The following is a 22,160-nucleotide window of genomic DNA, read 5'->3' as shown; positions in this document are numbered from 1 at the left end:
ATGACAATGTTAATGCAGTTATTCCCGTTCTTCAGGATAGAGATAGTAATGCAACTCGAGGTTAAGCTCTCTGTAAGCCAATTGCAGCTTCTTGCGTTCATCTTCTTTTATTTTACTACCCCCTAGTAATTGTTCACTGATATTTAGCGCATCTTCAATTACCTTGGAAGTTTTCTTTAAATTACCAGGTAGCAGCTTCGATTGTAGATACTCCTTAAATTTGGTTTTTAAAAGTGGGTAGCTCTTGACCTTACTGCCATTTTGAGCATCCCTCGCCATAATCTTCATAAAATCCTCTATAAAATCATGTATCTGTATAGGTGTGATCTTTTTGATAACCTGAAACGTATCTCCTTGGGCTTGACGGGATGGATAGGAACTAACATATTCATTAAATACCTTCAATAATTTTCCATATTGACTCGGCTGAATGAAATCGAAATAGTAGTTTAACCATCCCATGGGTTTTGCTGTACCTTCCCAGGAATGGTCCTCATCCCACTTTTTGAAAACATAATTAATAATGGCGGCTTTAACATCCGGAGAAATTTCCCTTGTATCGATTTTAAGCTGATGATCCAAAAGATCGTTGATTTTGTTATTATCGTTACCAACCAAAACCGACATGATATTTTGGTCGTGCTCATCAGTGCTTTTACTTTTGTAGTATTCCAGTTCAGCTTCGATAACTTTTGGCACAACGTTGAATTCGAAAATCAGCTCAACAAGCTGGTCTTGGGTGAGAATTTTCGTGTTAGCCCTTACATCTGTAAGATAATGCATTTCAAAGTTGGCATCATTTGTATGCATTTTAGAGTTTATAAAAAGGACATAATTGGCAAAAATCGATGCATGTGCTTTTCCCGGTATTGGTATTTTATGTGCCCTGTTGATTTGCCCAGCGAATTTTGATACATTTTGGGCTGTCGCTTTTTCAGCTTTAGCTTGAACTACTACATACTCGAAGTCCTGAAAAAGCTTCACATAGCGATAAAAGATAATGTCTGCACCATGCTCTCCAGGTCCGTGCGTATTACGTCGATGAACGTAATAACCCTGATTACTAAAAATAGGGATGATAATATTATCGATTAAATCGTCTTCGGAAACCATCTCCAAATACTGAATTATGATTTGTCTGTTACCGTTGTTTTTTGCTATCAATTTAGATTTTATGATGATGTTAAATATTCATTGTTTTTGATCAGCTACAGCCTTTCTGAGAACTATTGCTTATTTCTCAAAAGCGTTTACTTCACTAAGACGTCAGCCTCCTATATGCACCTACTATTTTTTACATGGACATTTGTAAATTTATTGCATTATTGACACCAAATGCCCACCTGACGATCTTTCTATATATCCAAGGCATTACGTACTTCCGGATTCAGATCTAAGGTTGTTTAAATTCAAATATATTTTTTTTTACTTACTATTCCGTTTCATCCGTCAACAGATTGACAATTCTCAACCATATTTTTTGCAAGCTATCATTGCGTGCTAATTAAAGAAAAGAAGTAAAAGAAGACAATACTTATTTCTTGGTATATAACAAGTCCAGCTCGCAAAAATATCTCAGAAATTTAATCGATCAAATCCACTTAATTTTACGGTTTTCCGTGATCCTACCTATAATTCAATTTACGATAGCACGGATCAACAAATAAACCAAACCTGTCGGCATTCAATCGTGCCTAGAGGTAAGTGTCCGACTAATTGTAAGGATTGCAATAACGACCACTTGCCGACACCGATTAGCAACTGTTCCTCCTTGCCTGATACCGGTAAGCCCTAGGGCTCATCCCCGTCATGCCCTTAAAAAACCGGCTAAAACAGCTTACATTTTTAAAGCCTGCCCCAGCCGCAACTTCCCTGATTCCAATCTCACTTCGTACCAGCAGTTTCCTTGCCTCACGCAGCCTCCTATCCATCACCAGCTGATAAACCGTTTGCCCCAATAAAAAGCTGCACAGTCTGTTCAGGGTCTTGACCGATAAACCCAGTTGTGCACTATAAAACACAACAGCTTTATCCGACCTGTAATGGCATTCCACCAATCGCGTCAGTTTTTCCATTTTCTCGATATCACCTGCACTACATTCCCGCTTCCACGCATAAACACTGCGCGCACGCTTTACCGCAATTCCCGCTAACCTGAACTGCAACTGAGCCTTGGCCAGATGCTCCTCAAGCGCACAACTATCCTTCACCACCAATTACCCCAAGCGGTCAATAAACCCATTGATAAACCCTGCATACCCTGCCATACCTTTCAGGTCACCATGTCCACCACCAGTTAGTATATTTATCTCCTTAACATCACTGGCCAGGTTCTCCCATATCCTCTCCGCATGGTCCACCGTAATCACCTCATCCAGTTCCCCATGTATCACAAGCGCAGGTATCAAAATATGCTTCGCCTTTTCCGCATTGTTCAGCGGATACGAAGGACAAAGCCCCTTAGCAAACTCCATCTCATCTACCGAAGAATAACCACTTTCCATAATCACTGCCTTAGCGCCTTTACGACTGGCCAGATGACAGACCATCGCCACACCCATAGAATAACAATACAGTATAATCTCCTCATTCCGGTAATCGAGCGCCCTTGCAAACGCGTAAATCTGCTCTGCATCGGCATATAACTGATTCTCTCCCAGAAGCTCCCCACCCGATTTACCAAAACTCCGGTAATCAACCACCAGCACATTATAACCCCAATCAAGTACCATCGAATGGTTATCCGAAAAATTCTGCAGGTTACCCGCATTCCCCTGAAAATAAAATCATCAATGGTGCATCCCTGTACCTTCAGTAATATAACCCGCTTAAAAGAACATTCCCCTTCACCGGCACCAATACCTCCGTTATGAACCTGGGCAACGCAAAACAGTAATCCCCATCCAGCCTCGTCGGAAAAAAATCACACCGATCTGCTCTTTTAAATTATCAAAATCCATAAAAATTAGCCGATCACCCTTTGATTCTGCCCCTGGCCCTAAACTTCATGGGGCTGATGCCCTTCTCCCGCTATAAATACGTTGAAAAATAACTCATTTCGAAAAAGCCCAATTCGTAGGCTATTTCCTTCATAGCTATATCCATTTTGAGCAACAGCAACTCAGTCACGGCATCATCCTGCCAATTACCACACCGAACCCCCTCTTACCAAATGTGATCTTCAGTATGCCATTCAAATCCTTGGGTTGCATCGATATCACCTAACTATAAAGCTTTGGTATTCCAGTATTATTAATATAATAACCAAGAATGTATCTCCCAATCCTACCGCCCATCATCCTCATCCATCTTTCGTTCCAGCACCTCCTTCAGCTCATCCAAAAACTTTGTCCTGCTCAACCTTTTCCTAGATCTGATCGAGGCCATCCGTCTCGCCGGCACGCCTATACTTACCACAAACTTCTCCTCCATCCACCGGAACACCTGCGCAATCGCTGCCTGCCCGTGGTTTAATTGCCCGCTTAGGGCAAGCGCATAACCCAGTTCAGCCAAATTCACACTATCCCCCGTCCACTTTAGCTCCACTGACTCCGCGCCTGAAACATAAGCTACCGCCGGGTTCCGCTCCAGGTAATCCAGCCTTTCCATAATCCAGTCCCTGACCATGCCATAAGCCTTGAATTTCGAAAACAGGTAATCCACCGGGCTTGAAAAAGACCGATCCCTTTCCAATCCTTCAGGAAAAATCAAGCCCGACCCCTCACTTTCCCTTAGAAAATAAAGTTCATCCAGCTCGGTTGCCCCGATCCTGAAATATTCAAATACAAAGGGATGAGATAAAAAGAAGCGCTCCACATAAGCCACTTCCCCAAGCAAAAATATCCGCTGCGCTTCGGCATCCCTTAAAGGCATATTTCTTTCTAGGGTATACCGCTCCACCACAAAGATCTGCTGAGCATAAAAGTCCGTCTTGATGTGTTTGAAAAAATTAACCTCCTCTTCCCTTGAAGAAAACCCCTGCTCCAGCACGATTTGCTGAAGCCTGGTGATAGCGGTTTTAATAATCTTTAACGAACCGCTCATTTTTTGAAGCGGATCGTTGGTCTGATGGTCCAAACTGTGCAGTTCATCGAGCAAAGTGGCCAGACTGCGTTTTGAGAATTCCCTGATCATAACAGATGGTATTTGGGTGAGTTTATTTTTTATTGGTTCAAACCTATCCACTGAATATCGCCGGAAAAAACTTTAGCCCTCTTTGGGCCAAAATGGGCTAAAACGAACCACATAAAGCTCATTTGGAATTAAAAAAAAGCCGATAGACCCCAAAAATGGAAACCAAAGGCAGGATAAACCTGGCAGGTGCTATACTACTACATCACCTCAGACTCTTCCCCTTCGCCTGCTCTCCCGGTATTCACCTAGTAGCTGGCTTTTATAAAACCTGTCTCCTCCGGGCAGTTTCCTCGGCCTGAGTACCCCTTCCCTGACCTTTCTCTTATAAGTACTCTCACTGATCCCCAAATAGTCCTTGACCTCTTGCCGGGTCATCTGGGGATCTTCGTCTAAAAAACCATTACCGTGGAGCCTGCTGTTGTGGACCAGCACCAATAGCTGGTATATCCTGGACAGGACGTCCAAAAGTGCATCGATCTTGTTCATTTATCATAGGTTTTGAATGTGAACACTTCCGGGTCCTTAAAGTCCTGCCAGGCAGAACGTCCATAAACATCTACCCTTCAGTACTACCTTATAAACCGGACCATTATCAAATCAAAGAAAACATTATTCCCCTCCGCTGTCAAGTGGCTGCCCGGTGGCGCAACCCGGCAACCATAGTCCTTTCGCACAAGGTGGAATAAGAATAACCGATCAGTAAGCAATCTTTCACATCAGCCGACAGTACTTTCACCACGGCAGACAGTTGTCTTACCACGGGAATGATGTTAAAAGCAGCAGATTTCCTTATGTTGCCCGATCCATAAGTGAAGATGATGTCAAACAAACTACCCCTGCTTAGGCAAGCGATAGAAAGGTTCCTATCGGGTACCCATCCCGCAACAGGCAATGAGGATACCCCAGGGGAAGTGGTAAAGCAATGTGGGGAGATCCTAACCTCCCTACTGGCGGATATTCCTTTAATGCCGACCGAGCAGGGCCAGACGTGTATCCGGCAGCACCAGTACTTCATCAGCCTCATGCTTGATAAAATGGACCCCCCAGAAAATCCGGATGAAACAGCTAATAGAAGGAAAAACCGGGCAATTGCTGCTAGTATAAAGCTTAGCCTGAACAGCCTTCTCGATAACCTTGAGCTATATTTCCCATCCCTTTTTGACTATAGCGCCAATATTCCCCGCTCCCGCTTTGAGCGTTACCAAATAACCCTGCTCGAAAGAATAGAAGGAACGATAGAACTCCTGGTTGGGAAAGGGGTGGAAAACGAAATACCGGAAATGCTCAGCTCCCTTTCGCTTCAGCTTTTAGATAACAAAACCACCATAAGCTATTATCAGGTCTATTACCTCCTCGATTTTTTCAATGCGCTCAGTCCTATCTTCAATCCGGATATGGAGAAACCCGGAACATTGGACATACTGCTCAACATGGCATCCCTTGGATTCAACCATCCTTACTTTTACCAGTTCTGCTGTAGTTATTTTAACCGTGAACTGGAAAAATGCGAAAATATAACAGACCGGTACAGTATGCTGAATTTCCTGGATAAAACACTCCGCCAGCTGACCGAACGCTCAGGGGACAGTTATAACCAAAAACTTCCCTCAATCAGGGAATCACTGTCCAGGTATGTCCATGCAGAACTTGATTACCTCAAGTCCCTTGAGTCCACGGCCACCGACCTCCAAGGAGGAAGGTTTTCAGCAGGGAAGTTTCAGGGTCGGTTTCACCGTCAGGCAACTCGCCCTTTTTGTCCGCCTGCAGGTCGAATCAGAGATCATCATCGCCCAGAGCCCAAAAACACTGCACCGCTATGTCACCAGGCACTACAGTACCATGGAAAAAGAGAACATATCTGAGAAAAGTTTCAAAAACGCCTATTATTCGGCGATGGGGAACGACGTGGAAAAAGTAATCGAAAAAATTGCTACCATGCTTGCCATTGCCCAGGAAAAATATTAGCCTAGCAAGTGCAAAAGCCCCTTGCGCCCAAGAAATCCTACGAATTCATAATACCAGTGTTCAGAGTAGTCCTCCAGCTCATGTAATCCCTTCTGGTCTGCGGCAAGAATGTCCTGCAGGGTAAAAAATCCCATGAGTTTGCTCCTGAGCTTAAAAGGCTCGGACAGCGGAAGTTCTGCTATAGGCAGGTTGAGCAGGAAGAGGTTTGATTGCAGTGAATGGTCCATAAAAAAGCGCGGGCTGACCCGATATCCGCTTTAGGGGCACCGCGAAGAGCCCAGACACAAGATAAACATGCACCCACGCATAGCGTAGGCAACCATCTATTTTTTCCTGTGTCTTTCGAAAGTTCGCGGTTTTCTAAAACAGTAAAATAGCTATTGCTACAATATCATATATTTAAATACTTTTATTTCATGCCCCAAATATAGCTGATTCCAAACTTTTTTAGCCTTTCAATGCCAAAAAATAAATGGGTTGCCCGGAGTTGCCACAACAGCAACTTGACAGATGCCCAAAAGCGCATTTCTTTACCTGAAAAATGGAAAAAGCAACTTACCTGACTAGACTAGCCTCCTATCAACACCTTTCAGTGGGCCTAAAAGCATACTTGGGATTCACCCTGCAGCAAACCGCGTTCAAGCGGCAACAACAGCTCTCCCTTTCAAACATTACCCTTGGCGGCTACTCTTACCTGGCAACGGGCAGCGCAAGGATATTCCTGTACGTGGAAGATAGCAAGCAGGAAGTTACCGTGCTTTTTCTTCCCTGCGGACAGATGCTGCCAGATCTGCAACCAGTGGCACAGCATTTCAACGGAAAGCTTTTTCTGGAATTCCTGGAAGGTTCTACCCTTCTCAGCATCCCTGAAAAACATATGGCCAATATCCACAAACTCTTTCCCGAATCAGTACCCCTTAACGGAGCTATCAATGCAGAAACGCTTGCGGGCACCATATCGCTTCTCAGCAGCCTCAAGCTGCTCAGCGCTAATGAACGCCTTGAAAAGCTACTGGATTCCTTTCCGGGTGTATTTGCCCTGGCCGCGGTTAAGGATATAGCCTCTTATCTTGGCATCCATCCCAGCACGCTCAGCGCAATGAGGAACAAAAAATAAAACAGTAAAAATCGCCCACCCAATTCCCCACTTGTCCCAAAACCCATCCAGACCAGATCAAGACATCAGGCAGTCTCTAGTTTTTCGAGTATACATGTGATAGCCTGACCACTATAAAATGCCAACTTCGGTCAAGGAAATCCAAAACGAGTAATATGGATACTATCGAAAATACTTCCCGGGCATCACAGTTCATATCAGCTGCATTTATCCTGTTATGGGTATACGCAGCTGGTAGTAAGATCGCCTCCTTTGACAGCTACCACCTGGAGATGCAGCGGCAGGTTTTCTCATCCAATACATCGGCAGTCCTTGTCTATATCATACCCATGACCGAACTCCTGGCCGCAGTGCTGTTGCTTTTCAAAAAAACAAACAGGATGGGGATCATCTTTTCCTTACTGCTCATTTCGGTCTTTACCGGATATATCCTGCTGATCATCACCGGGTATTTCACACATGTCCCGTGCAGCTGTGGTGGGGTGATCAGCTTGCTTAGCTGGAAGGGACACCTGGTACTCAATATGCTTTTTCTAACGGCAGCAATTATCGCAATATCCATAAAACCAAAGCGGGAGGTAGGTGACAAAGAGTAATGCAGAAACATGGGACGGGCCAGCCCAACAAAGACAACAAGAACCACAGTCCGGCGGCCAGACAAAGCGGACACGGGGGCCAGCTGCCCAGGCCCTATCCTTTGGGCAGAAAATTTAAACTAAAAAACCATGTTAAAAAAACTGAATTTAGGCCTTGCAGCCCTTGTATTGGGGTTCGGCCTTATCATCACCCAAAGTGCATTCACCTCTTCAACCTTAGGAACACTTTACCATTATAAAGATGCAAACGGCCCGGTAGATGACCCGGACTCCTGGGAACCCGTTACCGGAGAACCAACCTTTTCATGCAGCCAGGAGGATGTACTTCCCTGCACCATCGAAGTAACCGGATCACTTTCAGATTATCTGGACAACCACCCTACCGCTGGCGACATCCTTACCTCACCTGAAATCAGGTCTTCAAGGGACTAGTAATAAGCATGCGGGATTTGACTGTTCACTTATCCCGGTAATCTGCCATGAAGCCTTTAGCCCAAAAAGCTAAAGGCTTTTTCTCATTATGTCCGAATCAATCCTCAGCCACCGCCTCCGACTGGCCATTTACCTCTATTTTCCATAATGCAAGGTCAGTTCTCCGGGTTTAGTTAAAACAGACATTTATCTTCCGATAATGATATTGGCCATATAGGCAAGGCAAACGATACCCGTCAGATATTGGATAATTATCCAGCCAGATAATACGACGTTCGAGAGTTTGATCTTTTCCAGGTCCAATGTCACTCCCCAAAATATAAACCCCGTATAAATTAGACAGTAAATACCTTTATAGAAGTATCTTTTGAACCTATTGGGTTCATTAACATGAAGGTCGGCAGTGATGAATTCAGGCATTAAATAACCTTCATGCAAAACCCTTGGATAAACAAACAGATTGATCACATAACAGATCATCATTAAAATCACCGAATTCATGAAAATCATATTTTTATCATATCCATAATTATTCCAATGTTCCTCAACCAGATCAACAAATACCGACCCCTCGTACCTGTTGACCATTTTCTGATATTGGATGTCATACTTTTTCCTTTGGTCGGGAATCTCCTTATAGCGGTTGATGACCTGCTGATAGAGCCTCACTTTTTTTAGATATTCCTGGCCTGGATCAATGATAAGGTCTACACCATAGGTAGGAATGGTTAATTTATCAAAATCTATGCCTTTCAATATGATTTTTGCACCATAATTGGGATATTCATTCCATTTTATAGTCAGGTGCCCACTAATCTCAATGTCATCGAGCACAGTAGAGTCTGCTAAAAATAGGCTACCATTGTTAATACTGGTGCCACGTACAACAAGCGTATCACTCCTGATCTGGTCGGTCAGGTTTTCAAAGGATGATTTCTCAATACCGTGGTAGCCTGCCATCCCCGTTATACTCGCATTATCCTTAAATTCACTGGATAAAACCTCCACCTTACCAGGTGATTCCAGGTTGACCGAAGCAGCACCACAGCTGAACTTCTCAAATAGGATCTTGGAAGTAACAATCTTTCCCTTTAACTGTTGGGGGCCCTCACCGGTTACCTTCACCGGATTACAGGTAAAAACCGATTCTAAAAAACACATATCTGGTATTGTAAAACTGCCACCATCCAAATGGGACACCGATACACTTCCATTATCAAGCTTAGAAACGCTATCCTTGCTCAGGAGAATTTTTTTATACCTAAAATCGACAACAAAAGTGCCCGGATCAGAAGCAGGCAGTCTTAAGGTCCTGTTTTTAAAAGATACCCTTTTCCGCCAATCGCTCAATCGGCTACCGACTGGACAGCCAATTACCAAGCCAGAATGCTGGGTAAAATAACCCGGTTCAATATCCTTTTTCCTACAGGATAAGATTGACATTGCAATAGCTGCAATGATCATCAAGGAACAGCATACAGATGATTGTTCGGTAGAGAGCGTTGATCGCATTAAATAAGTTATTGGTTAACAGCGTAAGTATACGTAAATTATTAAAAAGATGTAAGCGATACCAGTTGAATAAATAAGTAAACCGCTGTTCATTTTCATAACCACAATACATACAGTCCGCTAAATATGAACAGCAAAAAGGATTTACCTAAAGCTACCGATAATCCCATGTTAAAATGGCAAAAGGCTTGCATTAGTATCCTCTTGCCATTTTCTTATTACCCTTAAGGGCCGCGGCACAATTTTCCAGCTCATAGTAGGAATACAGCCATCTGACACCGCCCAGCTGCGATCCGGTTTAGGCAATACCAATCTACCCTGGCTATAAACCTTAGCTCACACCTCACGGATTCTGCTCCATACCCGAAGCCTGGATGACCAGCTCAGGTATCGGTAGCACGAAACCGCTTGAATTCGGCGCAACCATATAATCAACCCCGTTAACCGTCCTTTTCAGGCTAATTCCCGCGCCCTCCTTATTGAGCCTCTTGATATCCATCCATCTCAGTCCCCTCATCAGCAGTTCCTTCCTCCTTTCGGTCAGTACCATTTCTAACACCGCCTTCTGATCATCTGCTGCCTTATCGGTAAAGGTTCCTTTTTTATGACGGTTCCTAAGCAGCCTGTTTAAATCCGCCAGCGCTTCAGGCAGCCTGTTCAACCTGGCATAACATTCGGCCCTGACCAGCAGTACCTCATCAACGGCAACCCCGGCAAAAAAAGTCGTGAACCCTTCATAACTCCCCTTAAAGCCATAAGTCCCGTTTTTATTGTCATTGAAGAACACCGTCTTCCTGAGGTCATTCGGCTCATAAAGTAAAAAAAGCTGTGGATCAATCTTCGCCCTGACATTGGAAAGCGGCACGCCGGTAAAATAACTGTCATGCAGCACCTCCGCATTAAATTGCGGAATAGGCAGCGCCAAGGCGGCGTTCAGGGTATTGAAGTCCATTAAGTCACTCTTCAGTCTCAGTGCTGAATCCGCATATAAAGCGGCCTGCGCATATTCCCTCATCGAGAGCAATGCCCTTGACAACAGGCCAAAGGCAGCAGCCCTTGAAGGCCGCATTACGTGCACCGCCACTGGGGGCAGGCACCGCACCGCGGTCTTCAGGTCGGACACGACCATGGCATAGCCTTCAGCAACGCTTGCCCTCTTCGAGGGCACATTGAAATCCGAACCGGTGCGGAGCGGAACCCCAAGATCAGTTGCCGCAGACCCCACATCATAGGCCGGTGCCCATACAAAAAGACTTTTCAGGATGTTCTTTGCCCTGTAAAAACAGGCCTGCCCGTTCACATTGTCCCACTGCTGTGCATTCGCATCGCTGCGGCCAATCTTTCCCAGGTTTTCGATCACGCTGTTTGCCCTGTAAACAGCCCTGTAGTTATTGGCCCATTCATTAAGCTCAGGCAGGAAGATATTACTTCGCTGCCAGGTATACATATTACGCTCGTTTTCCAGCCGCGAGGCGAAATCCGCATCGGTCAGGTAAAAATCAGTGGCACTGATCTCAGCGGCATTCCCATCCGCCTGGTTGAGCACCTGGTAATGGTCCAGCAGCGCCTGCTGATCGGAAAGCGTTTCGGCAATGGCAATCGATCTATCGGATTTCGCATCCAGGAATTTCTTGCAGGAAACCAGAACAGGTAACAAAGGCAAGATGATATACAATATTTTTTTCATGATTATTATCTTTATAAGTTTGTCCTAAACCCCATGGCAATATTTTTGGCATCAGGGAACGATGGAAAATCCGGATCGATATGCTGGTGGTTTGCACGCCAGATGACCCCGAGGTTGGAAACCACCAGAAAAATCCTCGCCTGAGTGAGAAAAGTCCTTCCCGGCCTTTTAGCGGAAACATCATAACCGATATTAATGTACTGCAGGCGCACATGGTCACCTTTGAGCACGTTTACCTCCGATCCAAAATAAAACTCGTCCCTGCTGGAAGAAACCGGATAAACCATCGAGGGAACATTGGTAGTGGCCTCATCGCCCGGTTTCTGCCACCTGGAGGCAAACTCTCCGTTTCCATTACGCCCGGCAAACAGGGCGGTATAACTCAGGGAAGGTTTCCTGAAATAATAGCCCAACTTGTAGCTGAACCTGAAACTTAAACTGAACCTTCCATAGCTAAAACTGTTGCCCAGTGCCCCCGAAAATACCGGCATGGCAGGACCATGGTAGACCATATCTTCCAGTTTAGCACCAGACATCATCATTGAATAGTTTTTGCTAACAGCCCCGTTCAGGTAGCCCTGCGGATCTCCTGTCAGCGGATCAAGGCCCGCCCACCTGTAGGAAAGCATGCTGAACAGCGGAAGCCCTACCACTCCTGCTGAGGAGACATTACCGTTTACCAGCCCCCTCCCATTGAAAGTTGTGGAATAGTTTTTAAGCACCTTGTCCAGGTAGTAATTAAAGAAAAAATCACTTGTCCATGCCAATCTCCCTGAGGTATTGACGGTATTGAGCTCCACATCAACCCCGTTGCCCTGTATCGACCCCGCATTCCTAATCACCGTGTAGCCTATTCCAGCAGTAAGGTCAATAGGGCTCAGGGCAAGCAGGTCAACTGATTTCTTCCTGAAAAACTCCACGCTCCCCCTTACCCTGCCTCCTTTCAGCCCAAAGTCTAGCCCTGCGTTGAACATATAAATGCGCTCCCATTTCAGTTCAGGATTGTTATAGTTATTGAAGATGGCATAGGGGCTCTGCGTGTAGGGCGAATTGGTGCCTGCATAAATGACAGATGTCGCGGCAGATCCCTTTGGATCGGTGTTCCCGCTAGCCCCGAAGGTCATCCTCATTTTGAGTAATGGCAGCCACTCCAGCTTATAAAAATCTTCCCTTGCAATATCCCAGGCAAGCCCTGATGAGAAAAGCGGGTTCCATTTATCATTTGTGGCAAGTCCAAAGGCATTCGAGGCATCTCTCCTCCCGCTTAGCGAAAAGGTATACTTTTCGTCAAAAGTATAGGCAGCGTTTGCAAAAAGTGACACAAAACGTGAAAGCGAACCGGTAAATCCATCCACATTGGGTACATAAATATTACCTCCGGTCACGAAGGATTTATAGGGATTAACATAATCAACACCCGCGGAGCTCAGCGTGGATTCATTGACACCGTATACCCTCTTGTTCTCCCCGTCAACCGAGGTACTCCTGATCTCTGCTCCAGCAAGGGCAACCAGCAAGTGCCGGCCAAAGCGTTTATCCACATCAAGCTGCCCCCGAAGGTTATGCGCACTAAGCAGCGAAGTGGACAGGTCCCTGACTGATCCCAAGGGAATATTCCTTTTCAGCGTACCATTGGCATCTACCGAAGAAAACAGGTTTACCAGGTTCCTCACCATATAACTTCCCTCCAGATAACTGGTCTTGTTCTCGGTGGACTGCTGTTCAAACTGATAGTTCCCCGAAAGCTTCAGCCAGCTGTTCAGCTGGTAAGACGCCCTAAAGGACGCCAGCACCCCGTTAAGCAGGTTCCTGATCGGAACACTTTTATAATCCTCCAGCGGATAATACCTCCAGTCCAAAAGCTTTCCTCCCCCGGCCGATGCGGTATAAGAATCCCTATAGGTCCTCATCACTGGCAGGGAATTCCCTTCTCCGTCTGCAAGACGCGTATACGGCGGAAGGTTCCCACCCGGCGTACTCACCTGCGAGATATCCTCCCTTCCCCCGCTACCAACCGAATGCGTCAGCATCAAATTCCCGCTCAAGGTCAGCCTTTCTGTTACTTTCAGGTTCTGCTCTGCTTTCAGGCTATAACGGTCAAAGGCCGCACCCAGATTACTCATGTTCCGGTCAGCCCCAAAGGAAACCAACCAGTTACGTTTCGTACTGCCCCCTCCTAGTCCCAGCGAATACTGCTGCGCAGTTGCCCTGGAAAACACGCTGCGTTCCAGCTCCCCCCGCAGGTCATATCCTCTTAGCAAATCTATCCTCCTGGAGGCCTCCTGCGCAGAAATCTTTCCATCCCTTGCCGCAATCCTAAGTTCCACCACCTCTGATAAGGCCGGCTTCTCTGCCGCAGTTTCCAGCGTAGCGTAATAGCCCTTATCAAAAAGAAAATTCTCCACGTCAATGAAATCGCTTACCCCGATCGCCGGCTGATAATAGAGGTCTGGCCGCTGCGTGACCTTAAAGCTCCCTGAAAAGGACACCTTCAGCGGGGAATTAAACTTTGCCTTTTTGGAGGTAATCACCACCACACCGTTCCCTGCACGCGCGCCCCAGATCGAGGCAGCAGCAGCATCCTTTAAAACCGTCACGCTCTCGATATCATTGGGATTGATATTATCGATATCCCCTTCATAAGGAAAGTTATCCAGTACGATCAGCGGTGCCCGTTTACCGCGCAGCGTGCCAATTCCCCTGATAATAATCCCATAGCCGCCCCCTCCATTACTCTTCCTGTCAATACTGTATCCGCTCACCAATCCCTCCAGCCTGCCGATGATACCTGCCCCCACCTGCTGCTCCAGCATCTTATTCGACACCTGTACAAAAGAACCTGTTGCGCGCTCCTTTGGGAGCATCTGGTAACCCGTACTCACCTCTACTGTCTGCAACTGCTGCTCTGCCGAAACCAGCGCCACCCTAAACACCACTGTAAAGGGCAGTGAAACTACCGTGTCCAATGCAACCACGTTCAGCCCTGAAAACCTCAACCTGTGTTTTCCCGCATCGAGCACAATTGAAAATGTCCCCGCATCGGAGCTCAGCACCGCCTGCCCCTTATCCGTCCTCACCGCTATCCCCGCCAGCGGTTTCCCATCAGCTGCACTGACCGTAATCCCGTTTAACCTTTCCTGCGCGGACAGGGAAAGACAGGCACCCGATAACAACAATAACATGCACAACAGCCTAATATATAGGCCCACAAGATCATATATCCTTCCCATAGCCTACTTCTTTCTCGTTCTTAATGCCTCTAATTTCTTCCTTCTCCCATCCAGCTCATCCATGTGCCCGATAAGAAGCGCTACATTTTCTTTCGTCAGCAGCTCTGCAGTGGTCACTGCTCTCACCCCGCCATCTGCAATCCACACATAATGCGGCAGCGCCCTGTGCGGAAAGACCTTCAGAAATAACCTATCTTCGGTTACCACTGTAAGCGGTGTTGAGGTAAAACTCCCCGATCCAGATCGAAACCTTGATAAAAGCGAATCATAGCTATCCCCCGTCCCCACCGAATTCACCAGTAGTACCTTCACCTTTCCCGGAAAAGCCTTTTCGATCTCTTCTAGCTTTGGGAACCGCTTGATACAGGAAGCGCACCAGCTCGCCCAGAAATCGATAATGATTAGTTTTCCCCTGTCAGAAGAAAGCGAATATTCCCGAGGCACACCCCGCTCAAGCACGGTATGCCTGTAATCCCAGAAAAGCTTAGGTAGCTCACCGCCCACTGGAACGGGAGCAATACTGTCGATCTGCGCCACTTGGGCAGAAAGACTGTTCACAGTGCCAAACAGCACCATTAAAAAGAAACAGATTTTTTTAATCATCATTTAGTTTGGTTAGTTATGACCAGGCCAAACGGAATAAATACAGCAGGAACATCATCCTAAAAACAGCAGCCCGGATAATTCCTCGCCACTGCCCCCTGCATTTATAACCCCTGCACCTACAAAATGGAATCCCACGCAGAGCGCACCAGATCACCCATTATGGCCCAGCCACGTAATAGTTTATAGTTGAAAATTGGTTAGTTGAAAAAATTGAAAAACAATGCATGGCATCACCATAGCATAACACAAAAAGATGCCTATCCTTTAGACCAGCCCCATCCGCTCTCTCCTCTCATTCAGGGTTCTTAGGCTTCAATACAAAAGGCCGCTCAAAAGGGAACAGCCCACCCGGTAAATCCCCAAGCTCCTCACCTGAAAAGATAGACTGCCCGCTAAATGGATGATAACATCCACCGCTATAAATCATCCACCCGCAGCCATTAACACCACATAACAGCCCCTTGTCTCTTGCCAATAAGTCACCTGCCCTCACACTACCCTTAACAACTCCAGCACCTCCGCAATCCTCAACGGCCACAAAATCATCCTTTTCCCAAAAAGTGGACAATACCGAAAGCGGACTGTAAAGGATGGCCCAACAGAGAAAAAAGAGAAGCAAAAAGCGGTTGTCGGTCTTCATATTTAGATTTAGGCCCGGTTAAACTTTAACAGGAAAAAGGCAGTAGCTGCCCGGAAATAACGTTCCGAGGCAGCCCCACCATCTGCCGCCGCGCCCTTCGCGGATGGCACAGGCAGCTGGAAGCTTCAGCCGGAAAAATCCGGACATAACATTCCCCTTACGGCAAAACCGTTATATTTTTTAAAAGGAAATCAAAGCAGAAACCTAACGATCCTGATAGCCGGAACTCAGACAAAACCCGAAAACCGAAAAGAAAAAGACAGGACAGGTTGCATTATCAAAGAACCCATAAGAATCATTAACCAGAAGGTCCCGCCTGCCCTGCCACCCCTCAAACGGGATTCTTCGGCTTTAAACCATACAGCCTGTCAAAAGGATACTTTTCATTTGGGCCCATACGCTCCGGATTTATATTTGTATTAGAAAAAAAACAGGTAAAAACCAGCCCCTTCCACATAAAAATATGCGGATACGGTAAACCGTATTGCGTATTAGAAAAAAGATACCTACCTTGGGATTGCGAAAAACCATAGTAATGCACCCTTGCCTAAACCGCAATAAGGGCTGGCACCAAGCTAAATTAACCCACCGGGAATCAGTGCGCTCTTTCACACCAACCCCTGTTTTCTTTGGGCTATTTTATCCTCGGAAAAATCCAGCGCGCATTACGACGGAGAACAAATAACGTTCTTTAACGAGAGTTTAAGGGAAAACCGAAGTACCCCTTCCCCGAAGTGGTATGAATTGATGGCGCTTAATTTTTTCGTTTTCATAAACGGTTAATTTTTATGTAAAACGATGTACTCAAAAAGAAAAAAGAACCTGATTGACAAAAAATCAATAAGGCGAACCTCAATGCTTTTGAAACTGGTACCGTCAAGAACCACTCAAGCAATAGCTTGAGCCTCGCAAAAGACTAACATGAAGTCCGCCCTACTGAATATAAGATATCGCGAAGATAGCAAATTCAATAGATACGGCGAACTCACGATCAGCTCATGCGAAGATTGACGGTTTCGTTTCATGAGAGACATCGTTAAAGCCAGGTTAACCCAACTCTATTTGTCGCTATAAATAACTAATAACAAATATACAAAAGTTGATATTAAATATCAACAATTATTTTAAAATATTTATGATCAATAGGATTGGGGAAGTTTTAAAAGAAAAAGGTGCTGGTAATAAAGATTTAGTTAAGTTCCTTGAGATTGAAAAAGAAACAGTATCGAGATGGGTAAATAATAAACATCAACCAACTGTAACGACTTTAAATAGAATAGCTGAATATTTACGGGTTGATATTAGGGAATTACTCCATCCCAGTGATTGGAGTAATAGTAAAGTGGAAGAATTTAAAAAGTGATCTATATGGGGATTTCGCTAAAAGCGTTCAGCGATTCTCATTCCAAATTGTGCACTCCGTTTTTTACCATCTGGTCTTGATGGTATCCTAAAGACTGATCCAAATATATCCAATCCGACCTAATCACTTTTCAAACAGTATTCGTAGTTGTTCGTCCACTGACCCTCCGCGTGATTCTTTAGAAGTCAATATTCAGCGTCTAAAAGGATATTTTAGACTTGGACTAATAGAAAATTACCGTCGATAAAAATACTCCAACAAAAGATTTATAAGTTTCGATTTTAAGGCCTTTAGCGCATCGACAATTTAATTTCTCCATGCAAAACAATCAATGAGTCCGGTCAGGCTTTCGGAAAGCTTAAAACTGCTTCAAAATGAGCCGATCGGCCATTTTGAAGCGAAATAGAGCGAATAATATAGGCCGAAAAAGCTGGCCACTATGCCCGAAAACAGGTGGATACTATTGCCGAAATCCCCATCCAATGACTAACAGATAAAACAACTTAACCATTTAAAGGGGTTTCCCAAATAAATAAGAATATAAAAAGAGAAATTCACATGAAGAATTCACCAAACTTCAAATTCTTTTCAGACTAAGTCTCGTTCTGTTTTTTTTTGCTTTTACTCGTTTTAGTTTTTTTAGATTCTGCATCTGATAACCTTAACCTATCCATCAGGTGGTTTATTCTCAAATCTGCAGAATCAAGTCCTTTGAGCTCCTCTACAAACGATAAGCCCTCAACGCCGCCAGCAAGTACAATACTTATCACGTCCTCACTGTACACCAATAATAAATCGAGCGATTCAGGATGGCTGAGCATCGGAATAAATAACCGGCGGATCGCATCCGCCGGCCTGTCAGACAGATCAGCATTATCAATGAACATCCCAAAAAAGAATAATGACTGTCTGGTCGTGATCATCAGATCCGTTAAGAAGCGGTCCCTAATATTTTTTAATACAGTTTTCAGTCTTGCATTCGAAATCGATTTCTTAAGTATAAGAAAATCTGCCTCAGATATATCATCATAATCACCCGCAGCAAATTCTGAAATTAGTCTTTTAAAAGCGAGTACACAATTAACAGGCAATGACTTGAGCTGACCGCTCTCGATAAACGTCAACACGTTGCTCAGCGTACTGTCTTTATTTATGATTACTTCTGCCCATGCTTCCTCACTTATATCCTGCAGGGAATCCTTGTAGGTTTTGATCATATATCTTGAGAGTTTATTTTTAGAATTTACTGCCTTACGGTAAAAACCAACATCCCCAACCTTAGCCCTGATCGTTTCCTTACTGATATTATCAGGAAGGAACCTTGACCATCCATTTAATCTATCAATGAATATATCAAGATCCAAGTCAAAGGCAGTCCCAATCTCGGTAAACCGGGGAAGGACTTCAGCAATATTCATCCTTGATGTACCATAATGGTTGATAGTAATATTCTGCATCACACCCGTCAAAAGATTATTTTTCCATTTCCCGGCAAACAGCAGACCGGTACCATAATTACCATACTTTTCAAAACGTTTTGCAACCTGAGCGACAAAATCAGTGTCATCGTCTCCGGAAATTTCCAGAAAAGATTCTACGGCAATCCCTTCGTATGCATAACTTTTTCCTCTGGATAATCTCATGGCAGCAAGTTCAAGGAAGGTTTCCTCTTTCTGGTCAGTATGTTCTAAAAATATTTTAAGGACAGTATCAGGTAAACGTGGCAATAACAAGTCTGGGGTCATGGCATGTAAAAGGTAAACAACATTGACTAGATTATCATAAGTAATCTTATTGTCGACTGCAACCATTTGTGCTGTAAGATATTCAACTGTAGCTTTCAGATCGTAAGATTCTTGAATTTCCCCAATAACGGGATCGACCTTTCTGCCTTTACTGACAGCATCAATCAGGTATTCATTGAGCTTGCCCACATCAGTTGAAACCTTAAAATCCGGCTCCAGCCCGCCGCCCGCAGTCACAAAAAGCACAAAGTCTTCCGCTTCCATGTCCTTATCCAAGAGATGGTCATGGATGCTGATACCTAAACCGCCATCGCGGCTGAATTCATCGAATTTATTCAGGCTATGATAATACTTATCTCCAAGAAAATTATCCATCAAATTCATCCTTTTTGCGAAATAGCTGGCATGCTGCAACTTATGTTCAACAGAACATCGATCCATCAAAATCCTGTTCGCAATAGTGAATTCCTGCGTATTCTGGGGGGCCTTGATATAATACCTGTTAAGCCTGTCCCAGAATTCAGTAGATTCAGCAGCACTTATTTTTTCCGTCCTTCCCGGCAGCCCTTCGCAGAGCTGTATAAACGCGCTAATCGGCAACTCATCAATCATACTGATCTGTTCCAGCATATCAGAGAAATGCTTTTGGCCCGTCAATGCTTCAAAACGCTCCTGATTCTCCTCACGGATAGCGAGTTGTATCTCGCGCTTTAATATGATCTGTCTGGCAGACTCCTTGGGCACATTATAGGCTATCGCCGCCAGACTATCCTGTATCTGATCATCGTCCCTGAAAACAGTCTTGAATCGTTCTATAAAAGGAAGTTCCTCGATTATCCTTGCCGGATCGGCAAGGATTTCTTTTTTATTAAGGCAAAAAAGTCCAATATAACGTAATCCTACTTCATCGCCAAGTACCAGAGATACAGATACCATTTCATTAATAAATGCGATGATATCTCGCGGGGTAATACTCGGTGTTGCGAGATCAAATATTGTCTTGAGGACAATCAGTTCGCTCCCATAGCCGCTACCAAAAGCATTTTCGAACTTGAGTGTAAAGAACGCCTGCCAGTCGGTCAGCACTGGTTGTGCGACCCTGAAGATCACCCTAAAAGTTTTACTGATAAACTGTCCTGCCACGTCATCGCTGTTGCCAAACGCAGCCAAAATATGGGCCGTATCAAAAGGAATGATTACCGATATGTGATCAAAAGAAAAATCAGAAAAGAAAGTATTGATCGAAGACCATAATATCTTGACTTTATCCGGAGGAAGGCGGTCCATATTGTCAAAAACCACAATCAGCTTTTTCTCACCAGTTCCTAGATCATCGGAAAGTTCTTTCATCCATTGTTTGAATAGCCGGACTGAGGGTTCCCGTTCTGATGTAATTGTCTCCTTGCGATCCTCAATTTCTTTCTCCTTGTAAAGATAGAACAGATCCGTAATTCTTGGTCGCTTCCAGTTGAACAGACAGATTACTAACCAGATTGACAATGGAATCAATATCGGAGCTAACAAAACCGGATACTTATACCAATGTTCGCCGAACTCCTTGGCCAATGATGCCGTAACAGGCGTAAAAAAAGCTAAAAGTATCGTAACGACAATCCCAGTGCTAAGTTTGGGAACACTTTTGGTAACTGTTTCATGTTTCCTGGAAAGAAGATCGTCAAGCTTTTTCTTCCATACATCTTTAGCCAGAACTTCTTTCAGATAAAGATCCTCAGTAAGTTCTTCGAGGAATGCTCTTCGCTGAAGATCCTCCTGATGGCCCCAGGCATCATGTACATATATATGGTGGGTAGCTGAAAGTCTGTTCTCTATCAGTTTAATAACATTTGACTTGCCTGCCCCCCAACTTCCCTCCAGACCAATAAGCTTAGAATGTAATGGTTGATCCCTGATTTGGACAGCTATACTGGCGGCAATTCTATCTTGTGCCTTCTCACCGAAGAGATCTTCTCCCCTTGGATCATTACTTATAAATTGAGGGTTCATATTGTTAACAATGATATTTGCAATATTGTGAGATAGATCGTCTTCAAGACTTGCAGTTTATTGCAGTGAGTTACCGGGAATTTTCGTCGTCCGTTTTCAGATATCCCTAGACATAACCGATAAGACTGAGTCCAAGCATACAAATCCAGTATCGGCCGTTGAATGGAAACTGGGCAGTGGTTTGAGATAAAACAAGCACTACTTTTTGGCATATTGTGAGATTACGTTAAAAGATAAAAATAAGATTTATTTTCAGTAATCAAATACCGTTAATAATAAGCTGATCAGCGAAATTCCCATCTAAAGCCACAGGCAGTACTTTAACTATAGCAGCTATCTGAAAATTGCTGGCAAAGGGCAGATAAAGTATAAAGCATGCTTAGTGTAATTGTAGCACTGTTAAAGGGTAATTGATGGAGCGGTAAAAATCCCTCCACCCGCGGCTTTCAGTAGTCCGCTTTGAAAAATTAAGCTTAGGAATGTTAATGTATATCTCATTAAATCAATCAACCGTAGACATTCTGCCATTATTATCCCCCTGTCAGGGACAGCAGCGGCATCCTTTTGGAACAAAAGATACAGCGCATGGCCCGGCCCGCAGGGGACAGCGAAAAAACAAGAAAAAAGCACAACCTTCCAATAATACACAGCTTCAAAAATCTTCTTCCCCGCAACGACAAAGAACTAAACCCGGTTCATCACTCCCACTTAACCCTCATAACTTCGCCTTCCATCCTTCCAACCTTACCCTACCTCCGCACCCCCTTCTACCCCTCCAGCACCTCCACAGCCGAAAACCCCATCCTAAACACAAAATTCCGCATCGCGTCCGAACAGTCAATACGCTCAAAATCCAGCCTGCCTAAATTATCCTTGATAAACTTAACCGACAATACCGGCATAGGCTTTATCCTCCCGGTAGCAGAATCCAGCAAGTCTGCAATGGCATTGACATAAACACATTGAATGGGCAATAGCGCAAAAACTTCACTTGCCAACCTGATGGCAGCGCTGCACACATAATCCTGGTAGAATTCGTTAAACCTCGAGGGAGTCATTTTTTTTTTGAAAGTTACCCGTAGCGGCAGTGGTCAGCACATAACCCAGAACGATCTGCGATAAATTTAGA

The 22,160-nt window shown here is 44.7% G+C and carries 19 protein-coding genes; 6 read left to right on the top strand and 13 right to left on the bottom strand.

What is annotated here, in order from left to right; genetic code table 11:
- Positions 1-18: 18 nt before the first annotated feature.
- The 5 genes from ABD769_RS22925 to ABD769_RS22905 all read right to left on the bottom strand — a co-directional run bounded on the left by ABD769_RS22925 (position 19) and on the right by ABD769_RS22905 (position 4,620).
- The gene (locus tag ABD769_RS22925) at positions 19-1,164 is read right to left on the bottom strand and encodes a hypothetical protein (RefSeq protein WP_344853688.1); all 1,146 of its coding nucleotides are present in this window, start codon (positions 1,162-1,164) and stop codon (positions 19-21) included.
- Between the two features lie 590 nt (positions 1,165-1,754).
- Positions 1,755-2,210, bottom strand: coding sequence for a helix-turn-helix domain-containing protein (locus tag ABD769_RS22920; RefSeq protein WP_344853687.1), 456 nt, complete (start codon positions 2,208-2,210; stop codon positions 1,755-1,757).
- Between the two features lie 6 nt (positions 2,211-2,216).
- Entirely contained in the window at positions 2,217-2,732 is a 516-nt protein-coding gene (locus tag ABD769_RS22915; protein WP_344853686.1) for an alpha/beta hydrolase, read from the bottom strand.
- A 553-nt stretch (positions 2,733-3,285) separates the two neighbouring features.
- Positions 3,286-4,134, bottom strand: coding sequence for an RteC domain-containing protein (locus tag ABD769_RS22910; protein ID WP_344853685.1), 849 nt, complete (start codon positions 4,132-4,134; stop codon positions 3,286-3,288).
- Positions 4,135-4,341: 207 nt separating this feature from the next.
- Complete coding sequence (locus ABD769_RS22905) at positions 4,342-4,620, bottom strand: MerR family transcriptional regulator (protein ID WP_344853684.1); 279 nt, start codon at positions 4,618-4,620, stop codon at positions 4,342-4,344.
- Positions 4,621-4,949: 329 nt separating this feature from the next.
- On the opposite strand from ABD769_RS22905, the gene ABD769_RS22900 reads away from it, so the two are divergent.
- Both ABD769_RS22900 and ABD769_RS22895 read left to right on the top strand, forming a co-directional pair.
- The gene (locus tag ABD769_RS22900) at positions 4,950-5,996 is read left to right on the top strand and encodes a hypothetical protein (protein WP_344853683.1); all 1,047 of its coding nucleotides are present in this window, start codon (positions 4,950-4,952) and stop codon (positions 5,994-5,996) included.
- On the top strand, positions 5,974-6,099 hold the full coding sequence (locus ABD769_RS22895) for a hypothetical protein (RefSeq protein ID WP_344853682.1): 126 nt from the start codon (positions 5,974-5,976) through the stop codon (positions 6,097-6,099). Before ABD769_RS22900 ends, ABD769_RS22895 begins: the two co-directional genes overlap by 23 nt.
- Here ABD769_RS22895 and ABD769_RS22890 read toward each other — a convergent pair.
- On the bottom strand, positions 6,096-6,326 hold the full coding sequence (locus ABD769_RS22890) for a hypothetical protein (RefSeq protein ID WP_344853681.1): 231 nt from the start codon (positions 6,324-6,326) through the stop codon (positions 6,096-6,098). The two genes, ABD769_RS22895 and ABD769_RS22890, sit on opposite strands and share 4 nt — an antisense overlap.
- A gap of 314 nt (positions 6,327-6,640) precedes the next feature.
- On the opposite strand from ABD769_RS22890, the gene ABD769_RS22885 reads away from it, so the two are divergent.
- The 3 genes from ABD769_RS22885 to ABD769_RS22875 all read left to right on the top strand — a co-directional run bounded on the left by ABD769_RS22885 (position 6,641) and on the right by ABD769_RS22875 (position 8,244).
- Positions 6,641-7,216 carry a cyclic nucleotide-binding domain-containing protein gene (locus ABD769_RS22885; protein ID WP_344853680.1) on the top strand — a complete coding sequence of 192 codons (576 nt, stop codon included), beginning with the start codon at positions 6,641-6,643 and terminating at the stop codon, positions 7,214-7,216.
- A 155-nt stretch (positions 7,217-7,371) separates the two neighbouring features.
- Entirely contained in the window at positions 7,372-7,812 is a 441-nt protein-coding gene (locus tag ABD769_RS22880; protein ID WP_344853679.1) for a MauE/DoxX family redox-associated membrane protein, read from the top strand.
- A gap of 129 nt (positions 7,813-7,941) precedes the next feature.
- The gene (locus ABD769_RS22875; protein WP_344853678.1) at positions 7,942-8,244 is read left to right on the top strand and encodes a hypothetical protein; all 303 of its coding nucleotides are present in this window, start codon (positions 7,942-7,944) and stop codon (positions 8,242-8,244) included.
- Between the two features lie 186 nt (positions 8,245-8,430).
- Here the strand turns inward: ABD769_RS22875 and ABD769_RS22870 are convergent, their stop codons facing one another.
- The 5 genes from ABD769_RS22870 to ABD769_RS22850 all read right to left on the bottom strand — a co-directional run bounded on the left by ABD769_RS22870 (position 8,431) and on the right by ABD769_RS22850 (position 15,919).
- Positions 8,431-9,756 (bottom strand): hypothetical protein, encoded by a 1,326-nt coding sequence (locus tag ABD769_RS22870; RefSeq protein ID WP_344853677.1) that lies wholly within the window; start codon positions 9,754-9,756, stop codon positions 8,431-8,433.
- A 343-nt stretch (positions 9,757-10,099) separates the two neighbouring features.
- On the bottom strand, positions 10,100-11,443 hold the full coding sequence (locus tag ABD769_RS22865; RefSeq protein WP_344853676.1) for a RagB/SusD family nutrient uptake outer membrane protein: 1,344 nt from the start codon (positions 11,441-11,443) through the stop codon (positions 10,100-10,102).
- 11 nt (positions 11,444-11,454) lie between these two features.
- A complete protein-coding gene (locus tag ABD769_RS22860; RefSeq protein WP_344853675.1) occupies positions 11,455-14,673 on the bottom strand; it encodes a SusC/RagA family TonB-linked outer membrane protein in 3,219 nt (1,072 codons plus the stop codon).
- Positions 14,674-14,676: 3 nt separating this feature from the next.
- Entirely contained in the window at positions 14,677-15,279 is a 603-nt protein-coding gene (locus tag ABD769_RS22855) for a thioredoxin domain-containing protein (RefSeq protein ID WP_344853674.1), read from the bottom strand.
- A 292-nt stretch (positions 15,280-15,571) separates the two neighbouring features.
- Positions 15,572-15,919 (bottom strand): hypothetical protein, encoded by a 348-nt coding sequence (locus ABD769_RS22850; RefSeq protein WP_344853673.1) that lies wholly within the window; start codon positions 15,917-15,919, stop codon positions 15,572-15,574.
- Between the two features lie 1,135 nt (positions 15,920-17,054).
- Here ABD769_RS22850 and ABD769_RS22845 point away from each other — a divergent pair.
- Complete coding sequence (locus ABD769_RS22845) at positions 17,055-17,282, top strand: helix-turn-helix transcriptional regulator (protein WP_344853672.1); 228 nt, start codon at positions 17,055-17,057, stop codon at positions 17,280-17,282.
- A 593-nt stretch (positions 17,283-17,875) separates the two neighbouring features.
- On the opposite strand, the gene ABD769_RS22840 is transcribed toward ABD769_RS22845, so the two are convergent.
- Both ABD769_RS22840 and ABD769_RS22835 read right to left on the bottom strand, forming a co-directional pair.
- Entirely contained in the window at positions 17,876-21,031 is a 3,156-nt protein-coding gene (locus tag ABD769_RS22840) for a P-loop NTPase fold protein (protein ID WP_344853671.1), read from the bottom strand.
- Positions 21,032-21,798: 767 nt separating this feature from the next.
- Positions 21,799-22,089: a hypothetical protein gene (locus ABD769_RS22835; RefSeq protein ID WP_344853670.1), complete on the bottom strand. Its 291-nt coding sequence runs from the start codon at positions 22,087-22,089 to the stop codon at positions 21,799-21,801.
- Positions 22,090-22,160 lie beyond the last annotated feature (71 nt).

The organism is Pedobacter jeongneungensis (assembly GCF_039538295.1).
GTDB classification, from domain to species: Bacteria; Bacteroidota; Bacteroidia; order Sphingobacteriales; family Sphingobacteriaceae; genus Pedobacter; species Pedobacter jeongneungensis.
The sequence above is the reverse complement of the archived record's forward strand: the minus strand, read 5'-3'. Positions and strand labels throughout refer to the sequence as shown.